At 64.2% G+C, this 8,883-nt stretch carries 5 protein-coding genes; all 5 read right to left on the bottom strand.

Translation table 11 applies throughout. From position 1 onward, the window contains the following. The coding region (gene rpoC / locus ACH2AT_RS11145) for a DNA-directed RNA polymerase subunit beta' (RefSeq protein ID WP_394966082.1) at window positions 1–2,440 on the bottom strand (2,440 nt) is incomplete at its 3' end. Between the two features lie 62 nt (window positions 2,441–2,502). Continuing rightward, window positions 2,503–6,318 carry a DNA-directed RNA polymerase subunit beta gene (locus ACH2AT_RS11140; protein ID WP_394966080.1) on the bottom strand — a complete coding sequence of 1,272 codons (3,816 nt, stop codon included), beginning with the start codon at window positions 6,316–6,318 and terminating at the stop codon, window positions 2,503–2,505. 293 nt (window positions 6,319–6,611) lie between these two features. Next, window positions 6,612–7,643 (bottom strand): hypothetical protein, encoded by a 1,032-nt coding sequence (locus ACH2AT_RS11135; protein WP_394966078.1) that lies wholly within the window; start codon window positions 7,641–7,643, stop codon window positions 6,612–6,614. After that, a complete protein-coding gene (locus tag ACH2AT_RS11130; protein WP_394966077.1) occupies window positions 7,640–8,164 on the bottom strand; it encodes an RNA polymerase sigma factor in 525 nt (174 codons plus the stop codon). Before ACH2AT_RS11130 ends, ACH2AT_RS11135 begins: the two co-directional genes overlap by 4 nt. 137 nt (window positions 8,165–8,301) lie before the next feature. Then, window positions 8,302–8,883: sigma-70 family RNA polymerase sigma factor (locus ACH2AT_RS11125; RefSeq protein ID WP_394966075.1), on the bottom strand; the 582-nt coding region annotated here is incomplete at its 5' end.

Raw genomic sequence — 8,883 nt, 5'->3', positions numbered from 1 at the left:
AGGACTCGATCTCCTCCTTGCCCTCCCGGATGTCGCTGACCACGATGCCCTCGGTGGCGCCGCAGTCCTCCTCGCGGATGATGACGTCCTGAGACACGTCCACCAGGCGGCGGGTCAGGTAGCCGGAGTCGGCGGTGCGCAGGGCGGTGTCGGCCAGGCCTTTGCGGGCGCCGCGGCTGGAAACGAAGTATTCCAGAATGTTCAGGCCTTCGCGGTAGTTGGCGCGGATGGGCATCTCGATGGTCTTGCCGGCGGTGTTGGCCAGCAGGCCGCGCATGCCGGCCAGCTGCTTGATCTGGTTCATGGAGCCTCGGGCGCCGGAGTCCGCCATCATGAAGATGGGGTTGCGCTCCTCCAGGTTGTCGGCCAGAGCCTTGGACACCTTGTCGGTGGTCTCCTGCCAGATCTGGATGACGCTGTTGTAGCGCTCCTCGTTGGAGATAAGACCGCGGTTGAACTGCTTGATGACCTTGCTCACCCGCTCGTCGGCCTCGGCCAGCAGCTCGGGCTTGCTGGGCGGGATGACCGCGTCGCACACAGCCACGGTGATGCCGCTGATGGTGGAGTACTTGTAGCCCTGGGCCTTGATGCGGTCCAGCATCTCGCTGGTGGGCTTGGTGCCGTGGATGGCAAGGCAGCGGCTGATAATGTCCGGCAGGTTCTTCTTGGTGACCTGGAAGTCCACCTCGAAGTTGAACATGGTCTCGGGGTCGCTGCGGTCCACATAGCCCAGGTCCTGGGGGATGGGCTGGTTGAAGATGATGCGGCCCACGGTGGTGTCCACCAGCTTGGAGCGCATTTCGCCGTTCACCTCGCGGGTGCGGCGCACCTTGATGGGAGCCTGCAGGGTGATGGCCTTGCTGGCGTAGGCCATGATGGCCTCGTCCTCATCGCGGAAGACCTTGCCCTCGCCCTTGTCGCCCTGGTTCACCATGGTCAGATAGTAGCTGCCCAGGATCATATCCTGGGTGGGCACGGTGACGGGGGCGCCGTCGCTGGGCTTGAGCAGGTTGCCGGAGGCCAGCATCAGCTGCTTGGCCTCGCGCTGGGCCTCCACAGACAGGGGCAGGTGCACGGCCATCTGGTCGCCGTCGAAGTCGGCGTTGAAGGCGGTGCAGGCCAGGGGGTGCAGCTTGATGGCGCGGCCCTCCACCAGCACCGGCTCAAAGGCCTGGATGCCCAGGCGGTGCAGGGTGGGCGCGCGGTTCAGCATGACGGGATGGCCCTTGATGACGGTCTCGAGGCTGTCCCACACTTCGGGGCGGGTGCGCTCCACCATCTTGCGGGCGGATTTGATGTTGTTGGCCAGGCCCTTCTGCACCAGGTCCTTCATAACGAAGGGCTTGAACAGCTCCAGGGCCATCTCCTTGGGCAGGCCGCACTGATACATCTTCAGCTCGGGGCCGACGACGATGACGGAACGGCCGGAGTAGTCCACGCGCTTGCCCAGCAGGTTCTGACGGAAGCGGCCCTGCTTGCCCTTGAGCATGTCGGACAGGCTCTTGAGGGGGCGGTTGTTGGGGCCGGTGACCGGGCGGCCGCGGCGGCCGTTGTCGATCAGGGCGTCCACAGCCTCCTGCAGCATGCGTTTCTCGTTGCGCACGATGATGTCGGGCGCGCCCAGCTCCAGCAGGCGCTTGAGGCGGTTGTTGCGGTTGATGACCCGGCGGTACAGATCGTTCAGATCGCTGGTGGCGAAGCGGCCGCCGTCCAGCTGGACCATGGGGCGGATGTCCGGCGGGATGACCGGCACCACGTCCAAGATCATCCACTCGGGGCGGTTGCCGGAGTGGCGGAACGCCTCCACCACTTCCAGCCGCTTGAGGATGCGCACGCGCTTTTGGCCGCCGGCGTCTTCCAGCTCGGCGTGAAGCTGCTCGCTCAGCGCGTCCAGGTCGATCTCGGCCAGCAGCTCCTTGATGGCCTCGGCGCCCATGGCGGCGCGGAACTCGTCCTCATAGCGCTCGCGCATCTCCCGGTATTCCTTCTCGCTGAGCAGCTGCTTTTTCTCCAGCGGGGTGTAGCCGGGGTCGATGACGATGTAGCTGGCGAAATACAGCACCTTTTCCAGCTGGCGGGGGCTGATGTCCAGCATCAGGCCGATGCGGCTGGGGATGCCCTTGAAGTACCAGATGTGGCTCACAGGGGCGGCCAGTTCGATGTGGCCCATGCGCTCGCGGCGCACCTTGGCCTTGGTGACCTCCACGCCGCAGCGGTCGCAGATCTTGCCCTTGTAGCGGATGCGCTTGTACTTGCCGCAGTGGCACTCCCAGTCCTTGGTGGGCCCGAAGATGCGCTCGCAGAACAGGCCGTCCCGCTCGGGCTTCAGGGTGCGGTAGTTGATGGTCTCGGGCTTTTTGACCTCGCCGTAGCTCCAGGCGCGGATCTGATCGGGAGAAGCCAGGCCGATTTTAATCGAATCGAAATCGTTGTATTCCATTCAATGAACCCTTCCTTATTTCTGTTGTCTCGATGTTGACGGGTATCTCGGAAAAGCCGCGATCAGAACTCGTCGCCCAGGCCCGCATCGTCGAAGGCGTCGTCGTCTGCAAAGATGTCTTCGGTCTCGGCGTCAAAGTCATCGGGCCCGGCGGGCTCGCTCTCCGCTTCCTCGATGCTGTAATCGTCGTTCAGTTCGCTTTCCATCAGCACGTCCTCGCCCATGGGCAGGTCGCGCACATCGAAACCGGCTTCTTCGTCGTCAAAGTTCTGCTTCAGGTCCACCTCGTCGCCGTTGGAGTCCTGCACCACCACATCGAGGCCCAGGCTCTGCAGCTCCTTGATGAGCACGCGGAAGCTTTCGGGGATGCCGGGCTTGGGCACGTCCTGGCCTTTCACGATGGCCTCGTAGGTCTTGACGCGGCCCACCACGTCGTCGCTCTTGACGGTGAGGATCTCCTGCAGGGTGTAGGCGGCGCCGTAGGCTTCCAGCGCCCACACCTCCATCTCGCCGAAGCGCTGGCCGCCGAACTGGGCCTTGCCGCCCAGAGGCTGCTGGGTGACCAGGCTGTAGGGGCCGGTGGAGCGGGCGTGGATCTTATCGTCCACCAGGTGATGGAGCTTGAGATAGTACATGTAGCCCACAGTGACCCGGTTGTCGAACTTCTCGCCGGTGCGGCCGTCGTAAACGACGCTCTTGCCGTCCTCGTCCAGCTCGATCTTGGAGAAGTCGATCACATGGCCGCCCGTGGGGCTCATGATCTTATCCAGCTTGGTGGGGTACTCTTTGACGTTGGCGCCGCTGTTGTTCTCCTTGGCCAGGCGGAAGCACTCGCGGATGTCCTCCTCGTGGGCGCCGTCAAAGACGGGGGTCATGACCTTCCAGCCCAGCGCCTTGGCGGCGTAGCCCAGATGGACCTCCAGCACCTGGCCGATGTTCATACGGCTGGGAACGCCCAGGGGGTTCAGCACGATGTCCAGCGGGGTGCCGTCGGCCAGGAAGGGCATATCCTCCTGGGGCAGGATGCGGGACACAACGCCCTTGTTGCCGTGGCGGCCTGCCATCTTGTCGCCCACGCTGATCTTGCGCTTCTGGGCGATGTAGCAGCGCACCACCTGGCGCACGCCGGGCTGCAGCTCGTCGCAGTTGTCGGGGGTGAACACCTTCACGTCCACGATGATGCCGTACTCGCCGTGCGGCACGCGCAGGGAGGTGTCGCGCACCTCGCGGGCCTTCTCGCCGAAGATGGCGCGCAGCAGGCGCTCCTCGGCGGTGAGCTCGGTCTCGCCCTTGGGGGTGACCTTGCCCACCAGGATGTCGCCGGCGGTGACCTCGGCGCCGATGCGGATGATGCCGCGCTCGTCCAGATCCTTCAGGGCGTCCTCGCCCACGTTGGGGATGTCGCGGGTGATCTCCTCGGGCCCGAGCTTGGTCTCGCGGGCTTCCAGCTCGTACTCCTCGATGTGGATGGAGGTGTAGACGTCCTCGCGGACGATCTTCTCGTTGATGAGGACGGCGTCCTCGTAGTTGTAGCCCTCCCAGGTCATGAAGCCGATGAGGGCGTTCTTGCCCAGGGAGATCTCACCGTTCTTGGTGGAGGGGCCGTCGGCAATGACCTGACCGGCCTTGACCTCTTCGCCCTTGGAGACGATGGGCCGCTGGTTGATGCAGGTGCCCTGGTTGGAGCGCATGAACTTGATGAGCTCGTACTCGTCGGTGGTGGTCCTGGAGGTGCGGATCACGATCTTGTCGGCGTCCACATGCTCCACAACGCCGCCGTTCTTGGCCAGGATGCACACGCCGGAGTCGCAGGCGGCCTTGTACTCCATGCCGGTGGCGACGATGGGCTGCTGGGTGACCATCAGCGGCACGGCCTGCCGCTGCATGTTGGAGCCCATCAGGGCGCGGTTGGCGTCGTCGTTTTCCAGGAAGGGGATCATGGCGGTAGCCACGGAAACCACCATCTTGGGGCTGACGTCCATGTAATCCACCTTTTCGCGCTCGATCTCCATGATCTCCTCGCGGCGGCGGACGTTGACGCGGGCATTGGCGAAGCGGTGCTCTTCGTCCAGAGGCTCGTTGGCCTGGGCCACCACGTACTCGTCCTCCACGTCGGCGGTCATGTAGACCACTTCGTCGGTGACGACGCCGGTGGCCTTATCCACCTTGCGGTAGGGGGCCTCCACGAAGCCGTACTCGTTGATCTTGGCGAAGGTGGCCAGATAGCTGATCAGGCCGATGTTGGGGCCTTCGGGGGTCTCGATGGGGCACATGCGTCCATAGTGGCTGTAGTGCACGTCGCGGACCTCGAAACCGGCGCGGTCGCGGGACAGGCCGCCGGGGCCCAGGGCGGACAGGCGGCGCTTGTGGGTGAGCTCGGCCAGGGGGTTGTTCTGGTCCATGAACTGGCTCAGGGGGCTGGAGCCGAAAAACTCCTTGATGGCGGCCACCACAGGGCGGATGTTGATGAGGCTCTGGGGGGTGGCTTCGCCGGCATCCTGGGCCTGGAGGGTCATGCGCTCGCGGATGACCCGCTCCATGCGGGAGAAGCCGATGCGGAACTGGTTCTGCAGCAGCTCGCCCACGCTGCGGATGCGGCGGTTGCCCAGATGGTCGATGTCGTCGGTGACGCCCACGCCGTGATCCAGGCCGCCCAGATAGTTGATGGAGGCGAAGATATCGTCCACAGTGACGGTGCGGCTGATGAGGCGGTCGTGGTTTTTCTCCAGAGCCTCCCTCTGGCCGGCCTCGTCCAGGCCGGCGTCCAGGATGGCCCGCAGCTCGGCAAAGCTGACCTTCTCGTTGATGCCGCACTCGGAAACGTCAAAGCTGAAGAAGCCCTGGGCGTCCACGGTGCCGTTGGTGATGACCTTGACTTCCTTGTCGTCGATGGTCAGGTAGGCCACGCTCACGCCTGCGGCCTCAGCGGCCTCGGCGGCCTCGCGGGTGATCTTCTCGCCGGCGGAAATGAGCAGCTCGCCGGTGAGGGGCGCCACCACGTCGCGGGCGGCGGTGAAGCCGGCGATGCGGCGGGCCAGAGCCAGTTTCTTGTTCATCTTGTACCGGCCGAAACGGGACAGGTCGTAGCGGCGGGGGTCGAAGAACAGGTTGTGCAGATGGGTCTGGGCGCTGTCCACCGTGGGGGGCTCGCCGGGGCGCAGCTTGCGGTAGGTCTCCAGCAGGCCTTCCTCGGTGTTGGTGGTGGTGTCTTTCTCCAGAGTGGCCAGGATGCGCTCGTCCTCGCCGAAGTACTCGCGGATCTGGGCGTCGGAAGAAAGGCCCAGCGCGCGGATGAGCACGGTGACGGGCAGCTTGCGGTTTTTGTCGATGCGGACGTAGAACACGTCGTTGGAGTCGGTCTCATACTCCAGCCAGGCACCCCGGTTGGGGTTCATGGTGGCGGTGTAGAGGCGCTTGCCGGTCTTGTCGTAGCTGGCGCCGAAGTAGACGCCGGGGCTGCGCACCAGCTGGCTGACGATGACGCGCTCGGCGCCGTTGTTGACAAAGGTGCCCGCGTCGGTCATCAGCGGGAAATCGCCCATGAAGATCTCCTGCTCTTTGACCTCGCCGGTCTCCTTGTTCAGCAGACGCGCGGTGACGCGCAGGGGCGCGGCATAGGTGGCGTCGCGCTCCTTGCACTCTTTGATGGTGTATTTGGGCTCGCCCAGGCGGTAGTCGATGAACTCCAGCGCCAGATTGCCGGTGAAGTCCTCGATGGTGGCCACGTCGTGAAAGACCTCTTTCAGGCCCTGGTCCAGGAACCATTTGTACGAGTTCTTCTGCACCTCGATGAGGTTGGGCATGTCGATGACCTCATCGATGCGGGAAAAGCTCATACGCTGGGTCTTGCCGAGGGTTACGGGCTTGACCTTCATCATAAAAAGCGTCCACTCCTATCCTGTATCTTATACTTATGGACCGATGACACCCCTGCCCCGCTTTTTGAGGCAAAGTATTTTGTGCAGTTTTCACAAACTTTCAAAAATATTTTGTGAGGAAAAGCAGTTTAAGGGCGTTCTAATCCATTATGCTATACTACAACAGTATATCCGCCGGAAACCGCGCTGTCAAGCCATTTTCGCCAATTTCTCAAAAAAAGGCCCCGGGCATTGAACGCCCGGGGCCGTGTGCGCTTATTTTGCCGTTTTAAGCCGTCAATGTCAAGCTGGGGTCAGCGGGCGGCATTTTCCAGCGGGAACGAGACCCCGTTCACCTCCACCGCGGCATACTGCGCCGGGTCGATGGCCTGGAGGAGCATGCGCACGGCCTTTTCATCCTGGGAAAAGCTCAGGCCGGGGATGCCTTCTCCCGTCTGCTCATGGTCCCAGTCGCTCACGATTTCCTGGCGGCTGCCGTCGGCGCCGATGAGGACGACGGATGCGTCAAAGGCAGGGTTCGGCTCATTTTCCGGCAGGCCGTCCAGTTCCAGATAGACCGACACCGGCGAGAGTTCCAGCCGGGCCAGGGGCCAGCCCAGGCCCACATCGGTGTTCTGGTCGCAAACGACGACGGAGCGGTCCTCATAGTCCAGGCGGAAGGAGAACTCAAACCGTCCTGGCACCACCGCGTCCTCATCGTGGAGGCGGCTGGTGTCGGTGGGGTAGCGGAACAGGTTCCACACAGTCGCTTCCGCCATTTTGCCCCGCAGAGGCTTGGAGCTGGAAGCCATCATCACAAAGCGGAGCTTGTTGTCGGTGGGGTCGTCGTCCGGCAGCATCTCCATGTGCTGCACCATGCCGTCGGAGGCATCGGAATACAGGGTGCAGTTGTCGAAGCCGTAATCCAGCGTGCCGTCCAGCACCTGGCCCTCGGGGGCTTCCACCGTGAAGGGCACATAAATGCAGTAGTCATCGCCCAAAACGCCCTCCAGGGTGACGGTGCCTCCCGGCAGGGTCTGACTCAAGGCCAGGCCCAGACTCATGTCGCCCAGGCTGTTCTCCTCTCCCAGCCCCAGGAAAGCGGCAAAATCACCGCTCCAGGAATGGGCCGCGCCCACGCCCACCGCCAGGCAGGCGGTCAGGGCTGCCGCCGCGGCCAGCACGGCCCAGCGCCGGCGGTGGACGCGCAGGGCGGGGCGCTCCGTCTTTTTCGCGGCCAGCAGGCGGTTCACCTGCCGTTCGCTCTCCCCCGCTTCCAGCGGCACGGGGGCGTATTCGTTCAGGTCCATGGAAACGTGGTTCAGCGCGTCGTAAATATCCTTCATGGCGTTTCTCTCCTCTCTTGCAGCTGCCGCGCCAGACGCTGGCGGGCCCGGGTGAGGCGGGTGTTCAGCGCCCCCACCGTGATGTTGTGGCGGGCGGCCAGGCCTTCGGCGGTCTCTCCGTAGTAGTAGCGGGCCAGAAGAAGGTTCCTGTCTGCGGCGGGCAGGCCCCGAAACAGGTCTTCCAGTTCCAGCGTCAGGTATTCGTCCAGGGTGGCGCCGCCCAGCGCTTCCAGCTGGGCTCCGCCGCCGGCGGGCATGCTGCGCGACGCTTTGCGCACCGCGTCGATGGCCCGGTAGCGGGCCACCGCCGCGGCCCAGTTCCTGAAGCTGCCCCGCTTATCAAAGCGGTGGATGTTTTGCCAGACAGCCAGCAGCGCCTCCGCCAGCAGATCTTCTTCGTCCAGGCCGGGGGCGTGGCGGCGGATGACCGCCCGCAGCAGCCCGCCGTATCGTTCCACCAGCGCGCGGGCCGCCGCCTCGTCTTTGCGGGCGATGCCCTCCACCAGCTCCCGTTCGTTCATGCAGTCCGTTTTGGCCGCCTCCTCTCTGTTTTCGAAAGCGCTTTCGCCCCTTACTACGGATGGGAGAGGCTGTTTCTTACAAGCGAGCAGAAAAAAGCCGCGGGCAGGAAACTGCCCGCGGCCCAATTGATCGATTCTCAGTCCAGAAAATCCTTGAGTTTTTTGGAGCGGCTGGGGTGGCGCAGCTTGCGCAGGGCCTTGGCCTCGATCTGGCGGATGCGCTCGCGGGTGACCTCAAACTCGTGGCCCACCTCTTCCAGGGTGCGGGGGCGGCCGTCCTCCAGGCCGAAGCGCAGGCGCAGCACCTTCTCCTCGCGGGGGGTCAGGGTGGACAGCACGCTGGACAGCTGCTCCTTCAGCAGGGTGTGGCTGGCGGCCTCGGCGGGGACGGGGGCGTCCTCGTCGGGGATGAAATCACCGAGATGGCTGTCTTCCTCCTCGCCGATGGGGGTCTCCAGGCTCACCGGCTCCTGGGCGACGCGCATGATCTCGCGCACCTTCTCCACCGGCATGTCCAGCGCCTGGCTGATCTCGTCCGCCGTGGGGTCGTGGCCGTTCTGGTGCAGCAGCTGGCTGGACACCTTCTTGACCTTGTTGATGGTCTCCACCATGTGCACCGGGATGCGGATGGTGCGGGCCTGGTCGGCAATGGCGCGGGTGATGGCCTGCCGGATCCACCAGGTGGCGTAGGTGGAGAACTTGAAGCCCTTGGTGTGGTC

The sequence above is a fragment of the Candidatus Allofournierella excrementigallinarum genome (assembly GCF_944388085.1).
Taxonomy (GTDB): Bacteria; Bacillota; Clostridia; order Oscillospirales; family Ruminococcaceae; genus Allofournierella_A; species Allofournierella_A excrementigallinarum.
This window is presented reverse-complemented; position numbering and strand designations above follow the sequence as displayed.